Raw genomic sequence first — 20,008 nt, 5'->3', positions numbered from 1 at the left:
GGTCGTAGCGGCGTTGCATGCAACGCCGTCGGGCCGCGGCGCACGGGCGGGGCGGGGTGGCCGCCGTAGGGGCGACCGGCGGTCGCCCGTGCCTACCCCGCCCGCGCCACCCCGCCCCGCGCCGCGGGCGGGGCCGTCCGCTACGGGTGGAGCCGCCCGAGCAGGCGCGGAAACGGCGCCGTCTCGCGGACGTGCCCCAGCCCGCACACCCACGCCACGGTCCGCTCCAGGCCCAGGCCGAAGCCGGCGTGGGGGACCGAGCCGTAGCGCCTCAGGTCGAAGTACCAGTCGAACGCCGACTCGGGCAGCCCGTGCGCCGCCACCTGCTCGCGCAGGAACGCCAGGTCCGTAGCCCGCTCGCCGCCGCCGACGATCTCGCCGTAGCCCTCGGGCGCGAGCACGTCCATGCCCAGCGCGAGGCGGTCGTCCTCGGGGTCACGCTTCATGTAGAACGCCTTGACGGCCGCCGGGTAGCGGTGGACGATGACGGGCGTCGAGAAGTGGCGCGTGAGCACGGTCTCGTCCGACCCGCCGAGGTCGGCGCCCCACTCGAAGTCGCGGGCGCTCGCTTTCCACTGCGGGAGGTTGCGGAGGGCCTCCTCGATCTCGTCCAGGCGGACGTTGATCTCGATCTCGCGGGCGTCGATCCGCCGCTTCTCGCCCTTTTTGGCCTGCCCGTAGGCCGCGCGGTTCTCGTCGCGCTCGGCCTCCAGTCCGCCCCGCTCCTCTTCGAGCGCCGCGATCTCGGCGTCGAGCATCGCCTGCGTCTCTTCGCTCGTGAGCAGGTCGACGGCCTCGGTGTAGGTCAGGCGCGGGAACGGCGTCTGCGTGGCCCGGCGGAGGGCGTCGACGTCGCGGCCCAGGATGTCCAGCTCGGGTTTGCAATCTGCAATAACGGCCTCGGCGATGGCAACAAGCAGCTCCTCGGCGACCTCCATGTTCATGTCGAGGTCGTAGAACGCCATCTCGGGCTCGATCATCCAGAACTCCGTGAGGTGCCGCCGGGTCTTGGACTTTTCGGCCCGGAACGTCGGCCCGAACGTGTAGATCTTGCCGTGCGCCATCGCCATCGCCTCGCCGTGGAGCTGGCCCGACTGCGTGAGGTAGGCCGGCTCGTCGAAGTAGTCGAGCTCGAACAGCGTCGACGTACCCTCGACGGCGTTCCCGGTCAAGATCGGCGCGTCCATCTGGACGTAGCCCTCGCCCTGGAAGTAGCCGTGGATGGCCGTGATGATCCGGTTGCGGACGCGCATGGCCGCCCACTGCCGCTGCGAGCGCATCCACAGGTGCCGGCGGTCCATGAGGAACTCGACGCCGTGCTCCTTCGGCGTGATCGGGTACGGCTCGGCGAGCGCCAGCACCTCGACGGACGCGGCCTGCACCTCTACGCCGCCCGTCTGCCGCTCGTCAGCGCGGACCTCGCCCACGACGCGGAACGCGGACTCCTGCGTGAGCGCCTCGGCCGCCTCCCACGAGCCCGCGTCGACGTCGCCCTCGCGGACGACGACCTGCACCACCCCGCTCCCGTCGCGGAGCTCGAGGAACCGGAGCCCCTTCGACCCGCGCCCGTTGTAGAGCCACCCGTTGACGGTGACGGTCTCGCCGACGTGGGCGGGGAGGGCGGCGACGCGCGTGAACGGCTCGGTCATCGGGGGGGCTCGGGCGGGGTGGGGAGCCGGAAAGCTACGGGCGGGGCGGAACGCAGACGGCGGGCGATCACCGCCCCGCCCTCGGCGCAGGCGGGGCGGCCGCCGTAGCGGCGTTGCATGCAACGCCGTCGGGCCGCAGCGCCCGGGCGGTGTCGTAGGGGCGACCGCCGGTCGCCCGTGGGCGGGGCGGGCACGGCGGGCAACTACGTCGGGCGGGGCGGCGCCTTTCTCTGACCGCCCCGCCCACCCGACAACCACCCCTAGCCCCTCCTGGCTGCGCCGACGCTGCGCGGTGGCCAGGAGGGGGACTGCCGCCGCCTCCATTCGACGGCGGCTTCGCCTGTCACCGCCCCGCCCAGGTCTACACGGGGCGGGGCGGAACAAAACGAGCGCCACCCCGCCCGCGCGCCCCTTTTCCCTTTCCCGCCACCGTCGAAGATGCGGTGCGTTGGCGGCCGCGCAGGAATCCCGCCCCACCCCGCCCGAGTAGGTACCGCTCGCCCGTCTCCTGATCCACCGCCGGCCGCCTGGAAGCGCTTCCCGGCCGCCCCGCCGCATGAACGCCCCTGAACCCGTCCTCTCGCACCTGACCGACCTCGGCCTCGACCGCACGCAGACGGTCTACTACAACCTCCCCCCCGCCCGGCTCGTCGAGCTCTCGGTCCGGCGCGGCGAGGGCCGGATGGCCGCCGGAGGCCCGCTCGCCACGCGGACCGACCCGCACACGGGGCGCTCGCCGAACGACCGCTTCGTCGTGCGCGAGCCGTCGAGCGAGGACGACGTGGCCTGGGGGAACACGAACAAGCCGGTCTCCGAGGAGACGTTCGACGACCTCCACGAAGCTATGGGCCGCTACGCGACCGGCCGCGACATCTTCGTCCGCGACTGCTACGCCGGCGCCGACCCGCGCTACCAGGTCAAGGTCCGCGTGATCACCGAGAAGGCGTGGCACTCGATGTTCGCCTACAACATGTTCCTCCGGCCCGCCACCGACGAGGAGCTCCTGGACTTCGAGCCCGACTACACGGTCCTCGACCTGTGCGACTTCAAGGCGACGGAGAAGAACATGGGCGAGCTCAACTCGTCGACGTTCGTGCTCCTGCACCTCGGGCGCAAGCTCGTCCTCATCGGGGGGACCAACTACGCCGGCGAGATCAAGAAGTCCATCTTCTCGGCGCTCAACTACGTGCTCCCGCAGCAGGGCGTGCTCCCCATGCACTGCTCGGCGAATGAGGCCGAGGGCGGCGGCAACACGGCCATCTTTTTCGGGCTCTCGGGGACGGGCAAGACGACGCTCTCGGCCGACGCCAGCCGCGTCCTGATCGGCGACGACGAGCACGGGTGGAGCGACGAGGGCGTGTTCAACTTCGAGGGCGGCTGCTACGCCAAGGCCATCCGCCTGAGCCCCGAGGGCGAGCCCGAGATCTTTGCCACGACCCATGAGTTCGGGACGCTCGCCGAGAACGTGGTCCTCAACGAGGACCGCTCGATCGACTTCGACGACGCGACGATCACCGAGAACACGCGGCTGAGCTACCCGATCTACCAGATCCCGAACGCCAGCGACGACGGGATGGGCGGAGTGCCGGAGACCGTCGTATTCCTGACCGCCGACGCCTTCGGCGTGCTCCCGCCGATCTCCAAGCTGACGCCGGAGCAGGCGCAGTACCACTTCCTCAGCGGCTACACCGCCAAGGTGGCCGGCACGGAACGCGGCGTGACCGAGCCCAAGGCCACGTTCTCGGCCTGCTTTGGCGAGCCGTTCATGGTGCTCCCGCCGTCGCGCTACGCCGAGATGCTGGGCGAGCGGATCGAGTCGTCGGGCGCCCGCGTGTTCCTCGTCAACACGGGCTGGACCGGCGGGCCGTACGGGACCGGCGAGCGGATGAAGCTGGCCTGGACGCGCCGGATGGTCAACGCCGCGCTCGCGGGCGAGCTCGACGACGTCGAGACCGACACGGAGCCGGTCTTCGGCCTCCAGGTGCCGACTCAGATCGAGGCCGTCCCGTCGGAGGTCCTGCAGCCGCGCCAGACCTGGGACGACGCGGCGGCCTACGACGCGAAGGCCGAGCAGCTGGCCGGCATGTTCGCCGACAACTTCGAGAAGTACGCGGCCAACGTGTCCGAGGCGGTCCGCCAGGCCGGTCCGGCCAAGCAGCTCGACTCGGTCGCCAACGCCTAGTCTGACCACCCCGCCCGAGCGCTTCTGCCGCCCCGCCCCGCTCGTCGTGGGCGGGGCGGCGTCGTTACGGCCCTCCGCCCCGCCCCGCGCGGTCTTGGACGCGAACGTGTTCGTCGGCGCCGGCTTCCGCCCGGCGAGCGCGTCGGGGCGCTTGGTGGCCGCGGCGCGGGCGGGGCGGCTCGTCACCGTGTGGAACGCGGCCACACGCGCCGAGGCCGAGTGTGTCGTCGGCCAGATCCCCCCGCTCGCAGCGTTCGACTGGACCGGCGTGTTCCGCGACGCTGGGCGCTGGGGCGGGGCGGTCGATCTCGCCCCATGGGCGCACCTCGCCGGGCGGCTCGATCAGACCCTGGCCGCCCTCGCGCTAGCCGCCTCCGCCCCGCTCGTGACGGCCGACGGCCCGCTCCACGACGGCGCGGGCGAGGGCGGGGTGGTCGCGCTCCGCCCCGCCCCGGCGGCGGCGGCGTTCGGGCTCTAGCCCAGCGCGCCGGCGAGGAGGATCGCGCCAATAAGACCAGCGACCAAGACGAAGAAGTAGGCACAACCGAGGACGAAAGACTTTAGGATCGTCCTGATCCAGCCCTGCCCGTACACCCGCTTTTGGGCAACGACGAAGTAGACAGGGATTGAAGCCCAAAGGGCAGCGCCTAGGACGGCTACTCCAGCGCTCCTGGTAGGCACCGCTAGCAGAGCAAGAAATGAGAACACGACGAACGCAAAAGCGTGCGTGTGGAGCCCGAAGACGAGGTGCTCCGAGTAGTACCACCCGCGCCGGACGTAGAGGAGCTTCAGGAGGAGCGCGAACACGGGCAGGATGAGGAACAGGACCGTCGGGACCTTGCCGACAGCCTCGCGGAAGAAGGCCACGCCAGCGTCGGCCGACTCCTCCCCCGTCTTGGCCTCGCTGATCCGCCGGAGCGACTCGGAGCGGACCATCCAGTCCGGCAGGCCGATATTCGCGTTGGCCTCCGGGTAGATCTGCGCCCGCGCCGCTTTCACGTCCGCGAGGCGGACCGTGCTGTCGGGCGGGAGCGTGCGGAGCAAGGCGGCCTCCAGCTCCAGTCCCGCCGTCCGCTGCCTCGCGTCGTTCCGCGCGTCGTCGGCGTCGGCGGCGGCGTCCGCGAGGTCGTCGAAGACGTCGTCGTACGTCGAATCCGCGGCCCGGCGGGCGAGGGCGGGGCGGAGCGAGTCGGCGGCCACGCCGTCCAGGACCACCCCGCCAGGGACGGCCGCCCGGGTCAGGCTGTCGAGGCGGGCCCGGAGCGAGTCGGCCGCGCGCTCGGCCCGCGCGATGCGGGCCGGCTCGTCCGCGATCTGCGCCTCGACGTCCGCGAGGTAGGCCGCGACGACGACAGTCGAGTCGAGGTCCACCCCGCCCTCGTCGAACATGGTGTCGCGGACGCGGCCGACCGGGTCGAGGAGCGCGAGGAGCACGAAGAAGACGAGCGTGGCCGAGAGGTAAACCCGGAGCGGGCGGAGATACCGCTGCCGCCGCCCCGCCAGGAACTCGGCCGTGAGTTTGCCTGGCTTGAACAGGAGCACGCCGAGCGTGGCCCAGACGCGACCGTCGAGCCCGAAAAACTCCGTGAACGACTGGGCGACGAAGCGGTGGACCGGCAGGCGGAGGGGCTCGTTGCGCTGGCCGCACTCGCTGCAATAACGCCCCGCGAGCGGCGTGCCGCAGTTCGCGCACGCCCCGTCCCCTGAGGGCGGGGCGGTCGTCGGCTCGGGGAGCCGCGCACGGCGGGGAGGAGCGGCGGGGGCGTCGGGGTCGGGCACGAGCGGGCCGTGGGCGGGGTGGCCACCAACCTACGGGGCCGCCCCGCCCACGTTACGCGCCGGACCGGGCGGGGCGGCGGTCGCGGTCAAACGTCGACTCGCGCGCGGCCTCGAACCGCCCCGCCCCCGCGTCGAACCGGCGCTCCTGGACCACGAAGCGCTCGGGCTCGACCGTGATCCAGTTGTAGAAGTTGACGTCGCGGTCGACGCCCCGCCCGCGGCTCGACGTGGCCGTGCCGGCGCTCGCGATGACGACGCGGTGGCCCCCGCCGGCGGCCGTCGCGGGCGAGAGCTCGACTGGGGCCACGTGGCTCGTGTGGAGGTGGCCGCACAGGACGAGGTCGACGCGCGCACGCTGGGCGGCCCCGATCGCCCGGCTCGCCCCGCGCGAGACCTCGTCGCTGTCGAGCCCTTCCAGGACCAGGAGGTGGTGGTGGAGCACGAGCACGCGGAACGCATCCAGCGGCTGGCGCGAAAAGAACGTCTCCATCTCCGCCACGTGCTCTGGCCGGATGCGCCCGCCCTTGATGGTCCACCCGTGGGCCGAGTTGAGGCCGAACGCGGCGAGGCCGGGCTCCGCGAACGACGGCGTCACGTCGGGGCTGACCAGTTGGCGGAAGCGCTTGGACGAGCGCCACAGCCGGGCAAACGGGTTGTGCCACCACGCGCGGACGTCGTGGTTGCCAGGCACCACCAGCACCGGCGCGTCGAAACGGTCCAGCATCGCCCGCGCCGCCACAAACTCCCGCGTCCGCGCCCGCTGCGTCAGGTCGCCCGAGACGACGACGAGGTCGAGTCCGGCCCCGTTCACCTCGTCTACGAGCGCGTCGACGATGCGCGGGTGCGAGATCCGCCCAAAGTGAACGTCGGACAGATGAGCCAGGCGGATCGGTTCAGGGTTCGGAGGTTGGCTGCGCCGGCCTGTCGGCTCAGGGTTTAAGGTCGAAGAGCGCTCTTCCGCCTTCTCTTTGTGGGGCGGGGTGGCGCCCGTCTCCCCCACCCCGCCCCGCTCGCGCGGCGGCGGGGCGGCATCCGAATCCTGAACCCCGGACCCTGAACCCCGCTCGCTCACAGCAGCATCAGGCGCGGCTCCTCCAGCAGGTCCTTGACGTCGCCCAGGAAGGCGGCGCCCGTGGCCCCGTCGACGACGCGGTGGTCGCACGAGAGCGTGAGCGTCATGAGCTGGCCCGGGACGACCGCCCCGCCCTCGACGACGGGCACGTCGCGGATGGTGCCGATCGCGAGGATGCAGGCGTTGGGCGGGTTGATGATGGCCGTGAACTCGGAGATCCCGAACATGCCCAGGTTCGACGTCGTGAACGTCGAGCCGGCGTATTCGGAGGGGTCGAGCTTTCCGTCGCGGGCGCGGCCGGCGAGGTCGCGCGTCTCGGCCGCGATCTGAGCCAGCCCCTTCGCGTCCGCGTTGCGGACGACGGGCGTGATGAGGCCCTCGGGCATGGCGACCGCGACGGCGACGTGGGCCGCCTCGTGCTGGCGGATCACGCCCTCGTCTTCGAGGTAGCTCGCGTTGACCATCGGGTGCCGGCGGAGCGCGACGGCGCACGCCTTCGTGATGAGGTCGTTCACGCTCACCTTGCCCATGTCGCGCTCGGCGGCGACCGCGTTGAGGTCCTTGCGGAACGCCATCGCCCCGCCCATGGCCACGTCGACCGTGAGGTAGAAGTGGGGGGCCGTGAACTTGCTCTGGGCGAGGCGCCGGGCGATCGTCTTCCGCATCTGCGTGATGCGGAGGTCGGCCCCGCCAGTCTCCACCCCGCCCGTTTGCGGTCCGCCGGCTTGTGGCCCGCCCTGCGCCGCGGGCGGGGTGGCGGGCTGCGCAGCCGGACGGTTCGCGGGCACCTCGACGGGTTGCGCCGAGCGGGCTGCGGGTTGGGCCGCCCCGCCCTCGCGGGCCGCCTCCACGTCGCGCTTGACGACGCGGCCGTCCGGGCCGGAGCCGGCGATCTGGGCCAGGTCGAGCCCGGCCTCGTCGGCCATCCGCCGCGCCAGCGGCGACGCCTTGACGCGGCCGCCGTCTTGCGCCGCCCCGCCCTGGGCGGCCGACGTCGTGGGCTGGCTGGCGCCGACCTGCGGTTCGGCGGCGTCGGGCCGGTGGCCGTAGCCTTCGGCCGTGGTCCCGGCCGCGCCGGCGTCCGCCCCGCCCTGTCGGCTCTGCGCCGCGGGCGGGGTGGTGGTCCCGTCGCCGCCGAGCGGCTGCGCGCTCGGGGCCGGGGCGTCGATGGCGTCGGCCGTGGCCGTCTTGCCTTCGAGGCCGGCCGGGGCCGGCTCGTTCTCCTGCTGCGCGGGCGGGGCGGCCTCGACGTCGGCCGCGCTCCCGGCGGACCCGTCGCCGCCGTACTCGGCGACCACGTCGTCGACCGACTCGCCTTCCTTGCCGAGCACGGCGATGAGCGCGCCGATGGGGACGCTGTCGCCCTCGCCGACGACCCGCTTGAGGAGCACGCCGTCGTCGTAGACCTCGAGGTCCATCGTCGCTTTGTCGGTCTCGACCTGGGCGATCACGTCGCCGGCCGACACGGATGCGCCCTCGTCGGCGAGCCACGACACGAGGACGCCCTCCTCCATCGTGTCGCTCATCTTGGGCATTTCAACTGCAATCGCCATGACAAAAAGGGATTGAGGGATAAGGGATCGAGGGATACGGCGGGCACGGGCGGGGCGGCATCCCTCTATGCCTCCATCCTCCATCCCTCTTTGTTACACGTACAGCGCGCGCTTGGCGGCCTGGATCGTCTCGTCGACCGACGGCATCCAGGCCTCGATCAGGTTCTTGGCGTAGGGGGCCGGCACGTCCTTCGCCGTCACGCGCTCGATGGGCGCGTCGAGGTGGTCGAAGCACTGCTGCTGGATGCGGAACGCGACCTCAGACGCCACGCCGCCGAACGGCTGGCTCTCGTCCACGATGACGAGCCGGTTCGTCTTCTTCACCGACTCGACGACAGCGTCCGTGTCGAACGGGCGGAGCGTGCGGGGGTCGATGACGGTCGCCTCGTAGCCCTGCTTGGCGAGCTCCTCGGCGGCCTCCATCGCGAGCCAGTAGCTCTTGGAGTGGGCCACGATCGTGAGGTCGTCGCCCTCGCGCGCGATGCGGGCCTTGCCGATCGGGAGCAGGTAGTCCTTCTCGTCCGAGACCTCGCCCTTGAGGCCGAACATGAGCTCGGACTCCAGGAACAGGACGGGGTCGTCGTCGCGGATGGCCGCCTTCAGCAGGCCCTTGGCGTCGTCCGGGTTGGACGGCGCGACGACCTTGAGGCCGGGGACGTTGGTGTAGAAGGCCTCGACGGAGTTCGAGTGCGTGGCCCCGAGTTGCCCCGCCGCGCCGTTCCCGCCGCGCATGACGATGGGGACCTTGGCCTGCCCGCCCGACATGTAGCGGACCTTGGCGGCGTTCGAGACGATCTGGTCGAAGGCCACGAACGTGAAGTTCCACGTCATGAACTCGATGATCGGCCGCAGCCCCAGCATGGCCGCCCCGATGCCGAGCCCGGTGAATCCGGACTCCGAGATCGGCGTGTCGACGACGCGCTTCGGCCCGAACTGGTCGAGCATCCCCTGCGACACCTTGTAGGCGCCGTCGTACTCGGCGACCTCCTCACCCATGAGGAACACGCTCTCGTCGCGTTCCATCTCCTCCGTCATCGCGTCGCGGAGGGCTTCTCTAAACTGCAACTCGGCCATAGCTGGGAGCTTCGACACGCAACACGCAACACGTTGTCTGCGCGTGGCTGCTGCGTGTTTCGTATTGCGTGTTGGTTCGGGGCGGGGTGGACCGCTAGACGATGAAGGGGTAGTCCTCCTGGGCGTAGACGTCCTCGTACATGGTCGAGACGTCGGGGAGCGGCGACTGCTCGGCAAAGTCGACGGCGGCCATAACCTCGGCCTTGACGTCCTCGTCGACCTCGTCGAGGCGCTCGACGGGGAAGAGCTCGTGCTCCAGGATGTAGGCCTTGACGCGGAGGATGGGGTCCTCGCCCTTTTTGCCTTCGAGCTCCTCCTTCGTCCGGTACTTCTGCGGGTCCGACATCGAGTGGCCGCGGTAGCGGTAGGTCTGGACCTCGACGAAGTACGGCTTCGTCTGGCCGTCGGTCTCGCCGCGGGCGTCGTCGGCGATCTCCTGGAAGGCGCCGTAGACCTCGAACAGGTCCATCCCGTCGATCACGGCCGTCTTCATGCCGTACGGGTAGCCCTGCTTGTAGAGGTTGGCGTCGCCGCGGGCGCGGGCGACCGACGTGCCCATCGCGTACTCGTTGTTCTCGACGATGAGCAGGACCGGCACGTCGTAGAGCGAGGCCAGGTTGGCCGCCTCGTGGAACGCGCCCTGGTTGATGGCGCCGTCGCCGAAGAAGGCGAGCGCCACCCCGCCCGTCTCGCGGTACTTCAGCGCGAACCCCATGCCGACGCCGACGGGGATCTGGCCGCCGACGATGCCGTGGCCGCCGTAGAAGTGCTTGTCGACGTCGAAAAAGTGCATCGACCCGCCCTTGCCGCGGCTGCACCCGTCGATCTTCCCGAACAGCTCGGCCATGCCGGCGTCGGACGACATGCCGCGGGCGAGCGCGAGGCCGTGGTCGCGGTAGGCCGTGATGATGGGGTCGTCGTCGCGGAGGGCGCGGACGGCGCCGGTCGAGACGGCCTCCTGGCCGATGTAGAGGTGGAGGAAGCCGGCGATCTTCTGGCGCCCGTACATCTGCGCCGCCCGCTCCTCGAAGCGGCGCTGGAGCAGCATGTTCTGGTACATCTCGAGCACGTCGTCGGCGCTCAGGCCCAGCGACTCGTGCGTGCGGCCGCTCCCCCGGTACACGCGGACGTCCGGCGTGTCGGGCGTGAACGCCCCGTTGGTCGCGGGCGACGCGGCCTTCTTCTTGGGAGCGGCCTTCTTGGCTGCGCCGTCCCCTTTGGGGGTCTTCGTCGAGGTCTTCGTCGTGCCGGCCATGGGGGCGGGGTGGTCAGAAGGGGCGTCCCACGGGGGACTCGGGAGGGGGCTCCGGGGGCGGGGCGGAACCGGTGACTGCGCGCCGGAGATCCGCCCCGCCCTGGGAGTCCGCCCAAGCTACCGCCGCGGGGCGGGGCGGGGTGGCCCCGCGGAGCGGTCTCCGTCGTCTCTCAACGGCGGCTCCGCCCCGCCCCGCGTTCAGCGGCGCCCGCTCGGGCCGTATCCTGCGCCGCCCCGCCCCCGCCGTCCGCGTCGTGCCCGCCCCGTTCCTCACGCCCCCCGACCCGGACCGGGGCCTCAGCGCCGTCGTCGTGGTCCCGACGTTCAACGAGGCCGGGACGATCGGGGCGCTCGTCGAGCGGGTGCTCACGCTCGACGGCGCGTTCTCGGTGCTCGTCGTCGACGACGGGTCGCCGGACGGGACGGCCGACGTCGTCGCCGCGATCCAGCGCGACCACCCCGCCCGCGTCGGGCTCCTCCGGCGGCCGGGGAAGTCGGGCCTGGGGACGGCCTACCTCGACGGGTTCCGCGTCGCGCTCGACGCCGGCTTCCGCTACGTGTGCGAGATGGACGCCGACTTCTCGCACAACCCGGACGACCTCACGCGCCTCGTCGTCGCGTGCCTCCCGCCTTCGGAGGCCGGGGGCGGACCGCAAACCGGCGGGGCGGACGTGGCCGTCGGGAGCCGCTACATCGACGGGCTCCGCGTGCTCAACTGGCCGCTCGGGCGCCTGGTCCTGAGCTACGGGGCCGGCGTCTACACGCGGGCCATCACGCGGCTCCCGCTCCAGGACGTGACCGCCGGGTTCAAGTGCTTCCGCCGCGAGGTGCTCGAGGCCATCGACTTCCGGCGCGTCCGCTCGAACGGGTACTCGTTCCAGATCGAGATGAACTACCGGGCCTGGCGCGAGGGCTTCCGCCTCGTCGAGGTGCCCATCGTGTTCACGGAGCGGAGCGAGGGCGAGAGCAAGATGACGAAGGAGATCGTCCGCGAGGCGGCGCGGAAGGTGTGGGAGCTGAGGCTCCGCGACCTGGCGGGGCGGCTCTGACGGGTTCAGGGTTCAGGGTTCAGGGTTCAGGGTTCAGGGTTCAGGGTTCAGGGTTCAGGGTTCAGGGTTCAGGGTTCAGCAAAGATGACTGCCGCCCCGCCCGCGGCGTCAAGGGGCGGGGCGGGGTGGTTGCCCGAGAGCGATGCACGCCCCGCCCTCCCAAACCCTACACAACCCCGAACCCAACAACCCCCAACCTCTCGGCGCCGGATCTCGACACCGCCGCCGGCCGTCCACCCCGCCCGTATCACCCTCCCCCACCCCGCCCCGATGGCCACGTACGACCACCTCCAGCCCCCGACCTCCGGCGAGACGATCACCCAGACCGCCGACGGCCTCCGCGTGCCCGACCGCCCCGTCATCCCGTACATCGAGGGCGACGGGATCGGGCCGGACATCTGGGCCGCCGCCTCGCGCGTGTTCGACGCGGCCGTGGCGAGCGCCTACGGAGACGACCGCGAGATCGTGTGGTTCGAAGTCCTGGCCGGCGAGAAGGCCCACGACCAGACGGGCGAGTGGCTGCCCGAGGACACGCTACAGGCCATGCGCGAGTACCTCGTCTCGATCAAGGGGCCGCTCACGACGCCCGTCGGCGGCGGCATCCGGTCGCTCAACGTGGCGCTCCGGCAGAAGCTCGACCTCTACGCCTGCGTCCGCCCCGTGCAGTACTTCGCAGGCGTGCCGTCGCCGGTGAAGGAGCCCGAGAAGGTGGACATGGTCATCTTCCGCGAGAACACCGAGGACATCTACGCCGGCATCGAGTTCGAGGACGGGTCCGACGACGCCGAGCGGTTCAAGGCGCTCCTGAAGGAGAACTTCCCCGACCGCTTCCAGAACGTCCGCTTCCCGGACACGGCCGGGTTCGGGATCAAGCCGGTGTCGAAGGAGGGGACCGAGCGGCTCGTCCGCGCCGCGTTCGACTACGCCGTCGCCGAGGGCCGCGACTCGGTCACGCTCGTCCACAAGGGGAACATCATGAAGTTCACCGAGGGCGCCTTCCGCGACTGGGGCTACGAGCTGGCCGACCGCGAGTACGGGGCCGAAAAGCTCGACGGCGGCCCGTGGCGCCAGTTCACGAAGGACGGCGTGACGGTGACGGTCAAGGACGTGATCGCCGACGCCTTCCTCCAGCAGATCCTCACGCGGCCCGACGAGTACGGCGTGATCGCGACGCTCAACCTCAACGGCGACTACGTCTCGGACGCGCTCGCGGCCGAGGTCGGCGGCATCGGCATCGCGCCCGGCGCCAACATCAACTACAACACGGGCGTCGCGCTCTTCGAGGCCACGCACGGGACGGCGCCGAAGTACGCCGGCCAGGACAAGGTGAACCCGTCGAGCGTCATCCTCTCCGGCGAGATGATGTTCCGCTACATGGGCTGGACCGAGGCGGCCGACGCCATCCTGCGCGCGATGGAGGCGACGATCCAGTCGAAGCGGGTGACGTACGACTTCCACCGCCAGATGACGGGCGCCACGAAGCTCAAGACGAGCGAGTTCGCCGACGCGCTGATCGAGAACCTGTAAAGCCTCCGCCCCGCCCGCATGGGCGGGGTGGCCCGCTCCCCGACCGCCCCGCCCCGCTCGCCGGGGGCGGGGCGGTTTTTTTCCTGCGCCCGTGACCAAACAGGGCATGGCGCCGGCTGACTCCGTATCGCCGCCTTCCACCCCGCCCCCGCGATGACCCGAGTCCTCCTCCTCGCCGCCCTCTTCGCGGGCGCCCCCGCCGCCGCTCAAACCGTCGTCTCCGTCCAGGCGGGCGGGGCGGCCTTCGACCTGTCCGGCACCGGGAGCGCGTTCGTGGCCGACGTCCGCGCCCACCGGCCGATCACGCGCGTGCTCGCCGTCGAGGGCGGTGTCGGGTTCTCGCGGACCGCCCAGCAGTTCGGCGACGTGAGCTACCTGCTCCCCAACGTCGAGTTTCAGGCCGGCCTCCCGCTGGGCACGCGGTTCCGGCCGTTCGTCGGGCTCGGGTTCGGCGCGTTCGTCCCGCTGAGCGACCCGGGGCCGTTCCAGATCACGTACCCCGGCGGGTCCACGACCTCAGGGGACTTCGACCCCGAGTTCGACGGCGCCATCGTGCTGTCGCTGGGGCTCGACGCCGCCGTCACCGACCGCGTCCTCGTCCGCACGTCCGGCCGCCTGCGCGGGACCGCGAGCTTGGGCGGGCCGGACGTTTTCGGCGGCACGTTCGCCGAGATCACGGCCGGGCTGGGCTACCGCTTCTAGCGGCCCGCCCCGCCCACATCGGGCGGGGCGGTCGCGCTCAGGCGTCGTCGCGCGCCGCGTCGACGGCCTGGAGGAAGTCGGCGAGCGGGCGGGCGCCCGAAATCAGGGTGCCGTTGACGAAGTAGGCCGGCGTGCCGGTCACGCCGAGCTGCTCGGCCGCCGCGACGGACTGGTCGACGGTCGCCGCCGCCGCCTGGTGGGCCGGCGAGGACGCGTCGGTCGCGCACGCCCGCCACGACGGGTCCGCCCCGCCCGCGGCGGCGACGGCCGCGATCCGGTCGAGGACGTTGGCCGTCGTCACCGCGTCCTGGTTCTCGAACAGGTCGTCGCGGACGGCCCAGTAGACGTCGGGCTGGTCGGCCAGGCACTCCGACGCGATGGCCGCGGGCCGCGCCCAGTCGTGGAACCCGAGCGGGAACGGGAGCGAGACCACGCGGACGTCGTCCGGGCGTTCGTCCAGGACCTCCTCGACGGTCGCCGCGCCGCGGGCGCAGTACGGGCACTGGAGGTCGGTAAACTCGATGACTGTCACCGGCGCGCTCGCGGCCCCGAGGGCGGGGCGGCCGGCGACGAGCGGGGCGAGCAGCGACCGGCGGAGGCTGTCGGCCTGCGCCTCGGCCGCCGCGAGGTCGGCGCGGACCGACGCGAGGGCGGCCTCGTCGCGGCCCACGTCGAGGGGCGGGCCGGCGAGCAGGAACAAGCGCGCGCCGTCGTCGGACAGGAGGACCGGGACGGTCTGCCGGCCGTCGACGGTCAGCGTGCCGAGGCGGACGCCGTCCGCCCCGCTCGCGGCGAGCGGGCCGAGGTCGAGGGGCAGGGTGGCGAGCTCGGGGATCTCGACGCGGAGGTTGTCGAGCACGCGGGCTTCTTCTTCTTGCGTCAGCTCCTCGCCCACGTCGCCCTCGGCGGGCGTTTGGGCGGGGGCGTCGGTCGGCGCGCAGCCGGCGGCGGTGAGGAGGACGGCGGCGAACAGCGGGAGGCGCACGGGCGGGCGGGGCGGCGGGGGCGGGGCGAAGCGGACCGAACGAACGTACCGCCAGAACCATGCCCGCCCCGCCCGAACCGGACGTCCGAACAGATGAACCCGCGGCGACGGAGCGGGCGGGGAGGCCGGCGGGGGCGCCCCGTTCGGGCGTAGTCTCACGGCCCCTCCCTCCGTTCCCGCCGTGACGCTCCGCCCCGCCCCGCTCGTCCTCGCGCTCGCCGTCGCCGTCGCCGCGTGCGGGGCGCCGCCGCTCACGCCGCCGACGCCGCCGGCCGCGCCCGCCCCGCCCGTCGCCGAGCGACCGCCCGAAGCGCCCTCGCCGCCGGCCGCCCCGCCCGAGGCGCCCGCCCGGCCGAGCGGGGTGGTGGTCGACGCGGCCGCGCTGCCCGGGCCGGCCCGCGAGTTCCGAGCGGCCTGGATCGCGACCGTTGCCAACATCGACTGGCCGAGCCGGTCCGGGCTCTCGACGGCGCAGCAGCAGGCCGAGCTCCGGTCGCTCCTCGACCGGGCCGTGGAGGTCGGGCTCAACGCCGTCGTGTTCCAGGTCCGCCCCTTCGCCGACGCCTTGTACTTCTCGCCTTACGAGCCGTGGTCCGAGGTCCTCACCGGGCGGCAGGGGCAGGCTCCGAGCCCGTGGTACGACCCGCTCCAGTTCGCGGTCGACGAGGCCCACGCGCGCGGGCTCGAGCTCCACGCCTGGTTCAACCCGTACCGCGCGAGCCACCCGACGCAGCGCGGACCCCGCGACGGCCAGCACGTCTCGGTCCTCCGCCCCGACCTCGTCCGCACCTACGGCGACTACACATGGCTCGACCCCGGCGAGCCCGAGGCGACGGACCACTCGATGCGGACGATCCTCGACGTGGTCCAGCGCTACGATGTCGACGGCGTCCACCTGGACGACTACTTCTACCCGTACCCGGTCGAGAAGCGGGGCCGGCGCGTGTCGTTCCCCGACGATGCCAGCTATGCCCGCGCCGTCGCCGCCGGCGAGACGCTGGGCCGCGACGACTGGCGGCGCCAGAACGTCGACCGCTTTGTCGAGCGGCTCTACCGCGAGGTGAAGGCCGAGAAGCCCCACGTGAAGGTGGGCATCAGCCCGTTCGGGATCTGGCGGCCCGGCCACCCCGCCGGCGTCCGCGGGTTCGACCAGTACGCCGAGATCTACGCCGACGCCCGGCGGTGGCTGCGCGAGGGCTGGCTGGACTACCTCGCGCCGCAGCTCTACTGGTCCATCGAGAGCCGGGGCCAGCCGTTCCCCGCGCTCCTCGACTGGTGGGGCCAGCAGAACGACCGCGGCCGCCACCTCTGGCCCGGCCTCTACGACAGCCGGACGCTCCCGGACGTGGGCGGCTACGAGCCCGAGCAGATCGTCCGCCAGGTCCGCCTCGTCCGCGACGACGCCGAGGCGACCGGCACCGTCCACTTCTCGATGAAGGCGCTCCTCGACCGCTACAGCTCGCTGGGCCGCAACCTGGGGACGGGGCCGTACGCCGAGCCCGCGCTCGTCCCGGCCTCGCCGTGGCTGGGCGCCACCCCGCCCGCCCCGCCCGCCGTCCGCGTCGAGGGCGGGCGGGCCGTGTGGGCGCAGGAGGGCAGCGAGCCCGTGTGGCAGTGGGTCGTCCGCACGCGGACGCGGGGCGCGTGGTCGTGGCGCGTCGTCGGGGGCGGGGTGCAGTCGATGGCGCTCCCGGCCGGCGCCGAGGCCGTCGCCGTCTCGGCCGTGAGCCGCGTGGGCGTCGAGAGCCCGGCGCGGCGCGTCGACGTGGCCCGCCCCTAAAAACCGCCGCCCCGCCCATGCGCGGGCGGGGCGGCCTCAGAACGCGATCTGGACCTGGCCGCGGAACGCGACAAGCGTCTCGCGGTCGTCGGCGCTCGGGAGGAACACGTCGAGGTTGAGGGCCAGCCGCGTGTTCCGGGCCGCGTACAGGTTGAGGCCCGGCGTGAGGAGCACGCCGTCGGACTCGCCGAGCGGCCCCTCGGCGTCGGCGGCGCTCACGCGGAGCAGGGGCTCGACGGCCACGAGCACGCTGTCCGTCCGCCCCGCCAGGCCTCCGACGCGGTAGGCCAGCCAGCCCTGGGCGCCGCGGAACGCGTGGTCGCGGAACGGGTCGAGCGTGCCCGTCACGACCTCGCCGAGCGCGTGGAACCCGGTCCGGCCGTAGTCGCCGATCTCGACGTCGAGCGCCACCCCGCTCCCGCGCCGCGTGTCGCCGGACGGGTCGGCCCCGAGGCCGCCGTCGAGGGCGGGCGGGGCGTCGCGGGCGAACGCCCGGTTCGTCGCCGCCAGCCCGACCTTGACGCCGGCGACCGGCTGGACCTGGACGCGCGCGGCCACCTGGCGGATGTCGGCGTCGCCCCCCTCCTCGCCCGTCGCGCCGCGGAAGTAGCCGGCCGCGTAGACGACCGGGCCGGCCTCGCCGAGCACCTGGACGCCCACCGAGCGGCCCGCGTACGCCAGCGCCTCCAGCGTCCGGTACAGCTCGACGGCCTCGGCGCCGCGGAACCGGGCGCCCCGCTCGATGGGCGTGAGCGTGGCCGCCGTCGTCGCGTCGATGATCCCGAACGGCCGCCCCCCCTTCCCGACCAGGACGCCGACCGCGGGGTCGAACTGGAACAGCGCGTACGCCTCGTTGAGCTCGGCCGCCCCGCCCGTGGCCGCGTTCGCCAGCTCGGCCTGGATCCGCCCGCTGACAATCGGGCTCACGCGCGCGTTCGCCGACAGGCGCACGCGGCGGAGCGAGAGCTCGGTCGCGTCGGCGCCGTCCTGGCCCGACGTGTTGAACTGGGTCTGGACGAGCCCGCCGAACGTGATCCGGTCGCCCTTCCCCTCCAGGTCCGGCGACTCGGCCACCTCCTGGGCGCGGGCGGGGTGGGCGCAGACCGCGAGGGCGAGGGCGGCGAGGGCGAGGCGGAGGAGCATAGGTAGGAGCGGCGGGAGCGGCCCCCGAAACGGCCGACCGTCCCGCCCGGTTCGCCGCCCCGTCCGGGCCGCGTGTGGGGGCGGGGCGGCGTGTGACCCCGGGGCGGCCGGGGCCGGCTGTCGTACCATCGGACGCCCCCACCCGACCGCCCCGCCCTCGATGGCCGAGATCGTCACCGACGCCCCCCCGACCGCCTCCGACGCCGCGCCCACGTCGCGCTCGCCCTGGCGGTGGGTGCCCTCGCTGTACTTTGCCGAGGGGCTCCCGTACATGGCCGTCATGGCCCTGGCGGTCATCCTGTACAAGCGGATGGGGATGTCGAACACCGACATCGCGCTCTACACGAGCTGGCTCTACCTGCCGTGGGTGATCAAGCCGTTCTGGAGCCCGCTCGTCGACGTGCTGAAGACGAAGCGGTGGTGGATCGTGGTGATGCAGGTGCTGATCGGCGGGGGCCTCGCCGGCGTCGCGCTCACGCTGCCGACTGACGCGTGGGTGCAGGGCTCGCTCGCGTTTTTCTGGCTCCTCGCCTTCTCGTCGGCCACGCACGACATCGCCGCCGACGGGTTTTACCTGCTGGCCCTCGACGAGCACGACCAGGCGTGGTACGTGGGCATCCGGAGCACGTTCTACCGGGCCGCCATCTTCGCCGTCTCCGGCGCCGTCCCGTTCCTGGCCGGCACGCTCGAGAGCTCGACCGGGCTGGGCGCCGTCGACGTCGAGGTCCGGGCGGTCGAGCTGGCTGCCCCGCTCGCGCCCGACGCGCTCCCGCTCGGGGCCACGGAGCGGACGGCGGCCGCGGGCGCCGCGCGCGGCGACCTGGCTCTCACGGCCTCGGCCCCGGTCCTCTCCGTGGGGATCGCGCCCCGCGACACGGCCGAGGTCGGCGCCGTTCTCCGCCGCGCGCGCGCCGCGAACGCCGCGGCTGGGTTCTACGCCGCCGAGGGCGGGGCGGCCGCGGGCGGCCCGGCCGACGACGCCGGGCCGTCGTGGTGGACGCGCCGCGTGTCGGACCCGCTCGGCCGAGCCATCGCCGGGCTGTTCGGCGAGGACGCCCCGCCCCCGAGCGCCACGGCCGGCGACCTCGCCGTCGTCGCGCTCCGCCTGTCCGGCCCGCCGCCGCCGGGCGAGGAGGTGGCCGTCAACCTCGGGCTCGCGGGCGGCGACCAGAGCCTCCACCTGGTCGAAGGCGGCGAGCGGTTCACGTTCACGGCCGCCAACTGGGACCGCCCGTTCCTCGCCGTCGTCCAGGCCGACCCGAAGCTCGACGGGCCGACCGCGGCCACGTTCCGGGCCACGAGCGGCAACATCCCGTTTGCGTGGTCGATCTCGTTCTTCGTGCTGGCCGGCGTGTTCCTGGCGCTCATGGCGTGGCACGCCGTCGCCCTCCCCCGCCCCGCCCAGGACGCCCCGGCAGCCGCGGGCTCGGGCGGGGCGGAGGGCATCGCGCAGTACCTCGCGTTCCTCGCCCTGTTCATCCCGACGCTCGTCGTGCTCCTCGTGCCGATGACGCTGGCCGGGATCGTCGCGCCGCGCTGGACCGGGCCGTGGGGGCGCCTGTTCCGGTCGCTCCCGTTCTCGGGGAGCCCGTTCGCCGAGACGATCGTGTCGTTCTTCGAGAAGCCCGAGATCGGGGTCGCCGTCGCGTTCGTGCTGCTCTACCGCTTCGCCGAGGGCCAGGTCGTCAAGCTCGTGACGCCGTTCCTGCTGGACTCGGCCGAGGCCGGCGGGCTCGCGCTCACGACCGGCGAGGTGGGGCTGGTGTACGGCACGGTCGGGGTCGCCGCGCTCACGGTCGGCGGCATCCTGGGCGGCATCGTGGCCGCCCGCGACGGGCTGGGCCGGTGGCTCTGGCCGATGGTCCTCGCCATCAACCTCCCGAACGCGGTCTACCTCGCGCTCGCGGTCGTCCGGCCGGAGAGCCTGTGGGTCGTGAGCGGGGCGGTCGCCATCGAGCAGTTCGGGTACGGGTTCGGGTTCGCCGCCTTCCTCCTCGTCCTCATCTGGATCTCCGAGGGCGAGCACAAGACGGCCCACTACGCGATCGGGACCGGGCTTATGGCGCTCGGCATGATGCTCCCCGGCCTCATCTCGGGCTGGCTGGAGGACCTCGTGGGCTACCAGAGCTTTTTCACGTGGGTCCTCATCGCCACGCTCCCCAGCTTCCTCGTCGTCGCGCGCATCAAGGTGGACCCGACGTTCGGGAAGAAGGAGCCGGAGGACGCGGGCGGGGCGGCCTGACCGCCCCGCCCCCCTC

Annotated in this window: 16 protein-coding genes; 7 read left to right on the top strand and 9 right to left on the bottom strand. The window is 72.9% G+C overall.

Features of this window, described 5'->3' with window-relative positions:
* Window positions 1-140: 140 nt before the first annotated feature.
* Window positions 141-1,649, bottom strand: a complete 1,509-nt coding sequence (locus tag RM540_RS10500; RefSeq protein ID WP_311663831.1) for an asparagine--tRNA ligase — start codon at window positions 1,647-1,649, stop codon at window positions 141-143.
* A complete protein-coding gene (locus RM540_RS10495) occupies window positions 1,646-1,768 on the bottom strand; it encodes a hypothetical protein (protein ID WP_311663829.1) in 123 nt (40 codons plus the stop codon). Before RM540_RS10495 ends, RM540_RS10500 begins: the two co-directional genes overlap by 4 nt.
* Before the next feature lie 437 nt (window positions 1,769-2,205).
* On the opposite strand from RM540_RS10495, the gene pckA reads away from it, so the two are divergent.
* Window positions 2,206-3,831, top strand: coding sequence for a phosphoenolpyruvate carboxykinase (ATP) (gene pckA / locus RM540_RS10490; RefSeq protein ID WP_311663827.1), 1,626 nt, complete (start codon window positions 2,206-2,208; stop codon window positions 3,829-3,831).
* 94 nt (window positions 3,832-3,925) lie between these two features.
* A complete protein-coding gene (locus RM540_RS10485) occupies window positions 3,926-4,309 on the top strand; it encodes a hypothetical protein (RefSeq protein WP_311663825.1) in 384 nt (127 codons plus the stop codon).
* On the opposite strand, the gene RM540_RS10480 is transcribed toward RM540_RS10485, so the two are convergent.
* The 5 genes from RM540_RS10480 to pdhA all read right to left on the bottom strand — a co-directional run bounded on the left by RM540_RS10480 (window position 4,306) and on the right by pdhA (window position 10,564).
* On the bottom strand, window positions 4,306-5,610 hold the full coding sequence (locus tag RM540_RS10480; RefSeq protein ID WP_311663823.1) for a DUF3667 domain-containing protein: 1,305 nt from the start codon (window positions 5,608-5,610) through the stop codon (window positions 4,306-4,308). The genes RM540_RS10485 and RM540_RS10480 overlap by 4 nt on opposite strands.
* A gap of 52 nt (window positions 5,611-5,662) precedes the next feature.
* On the bottom strand, window positions 5,663-6,493 hold the full coding sequence (locus RM540_RS10475) for a metallophosphoesterase family protein (RefSeq protein WP_349256320.1): 831 nt from the start codon (window positions 6,491-6,493) through the stop codon (window positions 5,663-5,665).
* A 185-nt stretch (window positions 6,494-6,678) separates the two neighbouring features.
* Window positions 6,679-8,235 (bottom strand): pyruvate dehydrogenase complex dihydrolipoamide acetyltransferase, encoded by a 1,557-nt coding sequence (locus RM540_RS10470; protein WP_311663821.1) that lies wholly within the window; start codon window positions 8,233-8,235, stop codon window positions 6,679-6,681.
* Window positions 8,236-8,328: 93 nt separating this feature from the next.
* The gene (locus tag RM540_RS10465; protein WP_311663819.1) at window positions 8,329-9,486 is read right to left on the bottom strand and encodes a pyruvate dehydrogenase complex E1 component subunit beta; all 1,158 of its coding nucleotides are present in this window, start codon (window positions 9,484-9,486) and stop codon (window positions 8,329-8,331) included.
* Complete coding sequence (gene pdhA / locus RM540_RS10460; protein ID WP_311663817.1) at window positions 9,404-10,564, bottom strand: pyruvate dehydrogenase (acetyl-transferring) E1 component subunit alpha; 1,161 nt, start codon at window positions 10,562-10,564, stop codon at window positions 9,404-9,406. Before pdhA ends, RM540_RS10465 begins: the two co-directional genes overlap by 83 nt.
* Before the next feature lie 254 nt (window positions 10,565-10,818).
* Here pdhA and RM540_RS10455 point away from each other — a divergent pair, with 254 nt between their 5' ends.
* The 3 genes from RM540_RS10455 to RM540_RS10445 all read left to right on the top strand — a co-directional run bounded on the left by RM540_RS10455 (window position 10,819) and on the right by RM540_RS10445 (window position 13,842).
* Window positions 10,819-11,613, top strand: coding sequence for a polyprenol monophosphomannose synthase (locus RM540_RS10455; RefSeq protein WP_311663815.1), 795 nt, complete (start codon window positions 10,819-10,821; stop codon window positions 11,611-11,613).
* Window positions 11,614-11,883: 270 nt separating this feature from the next.
* Window positions 11,884-13,140, top strand: a complete 1,257-nt coding sequence (gene icd / locus RM540_RS10450) for an NADP-dependent isocitrate dehydrogenase (RefSeq protein WP_311663813.1) — start codon at window positions 11,884-11,886, stop codon at window positions 13,138-13,140.
* A 153-nt stretch (window positions 13,141-13,293) separates the two neighbouring features.
* Window positions 13,294-13,842 carry an outer membrane beta-barrel protein gene (locus RM540_RS10445; protein ID WP_311663811.1) on the top strand — a complete coding sequence of 183 codons (549 nt, stop codon included), beginning with the start codon at window positions 13,294-13,296 and terminating at the stop codon, window positions 13,840-13,842.
* A gap of 37 nt (window positions 13,843-13,879) precedes the next feature.
* Here the strand turns inward: RM540_RS10445 and RM540_RS10440 are convergent, their stop codons facing one another.
* The gene (locus RM540_RS10440; RefSeq protein ID WP_311663809.1) at window positions 13,880-14,827 is read right to left on the bottom strand and encodes a DsbA family protein; all 948 of its coding nucleotides are present in this window, start codon (window positions 14,825-14,827) and stop codon (window positions 13,880-13,882) included.
* A 181-nt stretch (window positions 14,828-15,008) separates the two neighbouring features.
* Between RM540_RS10440 and RM540_RS10435 the strand changes: the two genes are divergently transcribed.
* Entirely contained in the window at window positions 15,009-16,607 is a 1,599-nt protein-coding gene (locus RM540_RS10435) for a glycoside hydrolase family 10-like protein (RefSeq protein ID WP_311663807.1), read from the top strand.
* A 36-nt stretch (window positions 16,608-16,643) separates the two neighbouring features.
* Here RM540_RS10435 and RM540_RS10430 read toward each other — a convergent pair whose 3' ends face one another.
* Window positions 16,644-17,750, bottom strand: a complete 1,107-nt coding sequence (locus tag RM540_RS10430; protein ID WP_311663805.1) for a porin — start codon at window positions 17,748-17,750, stop codon at window positions 16,644-16,646.
* A 160-nt stretch (window positions 17,751-17,910) separates the two neighbouring features.
* On the opposite strand from RM540_RS10430, the gene RM540_RS10425 reads away from it, so the two are divergent.
* Complete coding sequence (locus RM540_RS10425; protein WP_311663804.1) at window positions 17,911-19,992, top strand: MFS transporter; 2,082 nt, start codon at window positions 17,911-17,913, stop codon at window positions 19,990-19,992.
* Window positions 19,993-20,008: the final 16 nt, after the last annotated feature.

The organism is Rubrivirga litoralis, from assembly GCF_031846415.1.
In the GTDB taxonomy this organism is placed as follows: domain Bacteria; phylum Bacteroidota; class Rhodothermia; order Rhodothermales; family Rubricoccaceae; genus Rubrivirga; species Rubrivirga litoralis.
Note: the sequence above shows the minus strand (reverse complement) of the source record. Positions and strands in the feature narration are given on the sequence as shown.

Excerpts from the sequence above, each read along its gene's own strand:
- RM540_RS10470 (WP_311663821.1), bottom strand. The coding sequence starts at position 8,235 with ATGGCGATTGCAGTTGAAATGCCCAAGATGAGCGACACGATGGAGGAG.
- RM540_RS10495 (WP_311663829.1), bottom strand. The coding sequence starts at position 1,768 with ATGCAACGCCGCTACGGCGGCCGCCCCGCCTGCGCCGAGGGCGGGGCG.
- icd (WP_311663813.1), top strand. The coding sequence starts at position 11,884 with ATGGCCACGTACGACCACCTCCAGCCCCCGACCTCCGGCGAGACGATC.
- RM540_RS10500 (WP_311663831.1), bottom strand. The coding sequence starts at position 1,649 with ATGACCGAGCCGTTCACGCGCGTCGCCGCCCTCCCCGCCCACGTCGGC.
- pdhA (WP_311663817.1), bottom strand. The coding sequence starts at position 10,564 with ATGGCCGGCACGACGAAGACCTCGACGAAGACCCCCAAAGGGGACGGC.
- RM540_RS10425 (WP_311663804.1), top strand. The coding sequence starts at position 17,911 with ATGGCCGAGATCGTCACCGACGCCCCCCCGACCGCCTCCGACGCCGCG.
- pckA (WP_311663827.1), top strand. The coding sequence starts at position 2,206 with ATGAACGCCCCTGAACCCGTCCTCTCGCACCTGACCGACCTCGGCCTC.
- RM540_RS10445 (WP_311663811.1), top strand. The coding sequence starts at position 13,294 with ATGACCCGAGTCCTCCTCCTCGCCGCCCTCTTCGCGGGCGCCCCCGCC.
- RM540_RS10430 (WP_311663805.1), bottom strand. The coding sequence starts at position 17,750 with ATGCTCCTCCGCCTCGCCCTCGCCGCCCTCGCCCTCGCGGTCTGCGCC.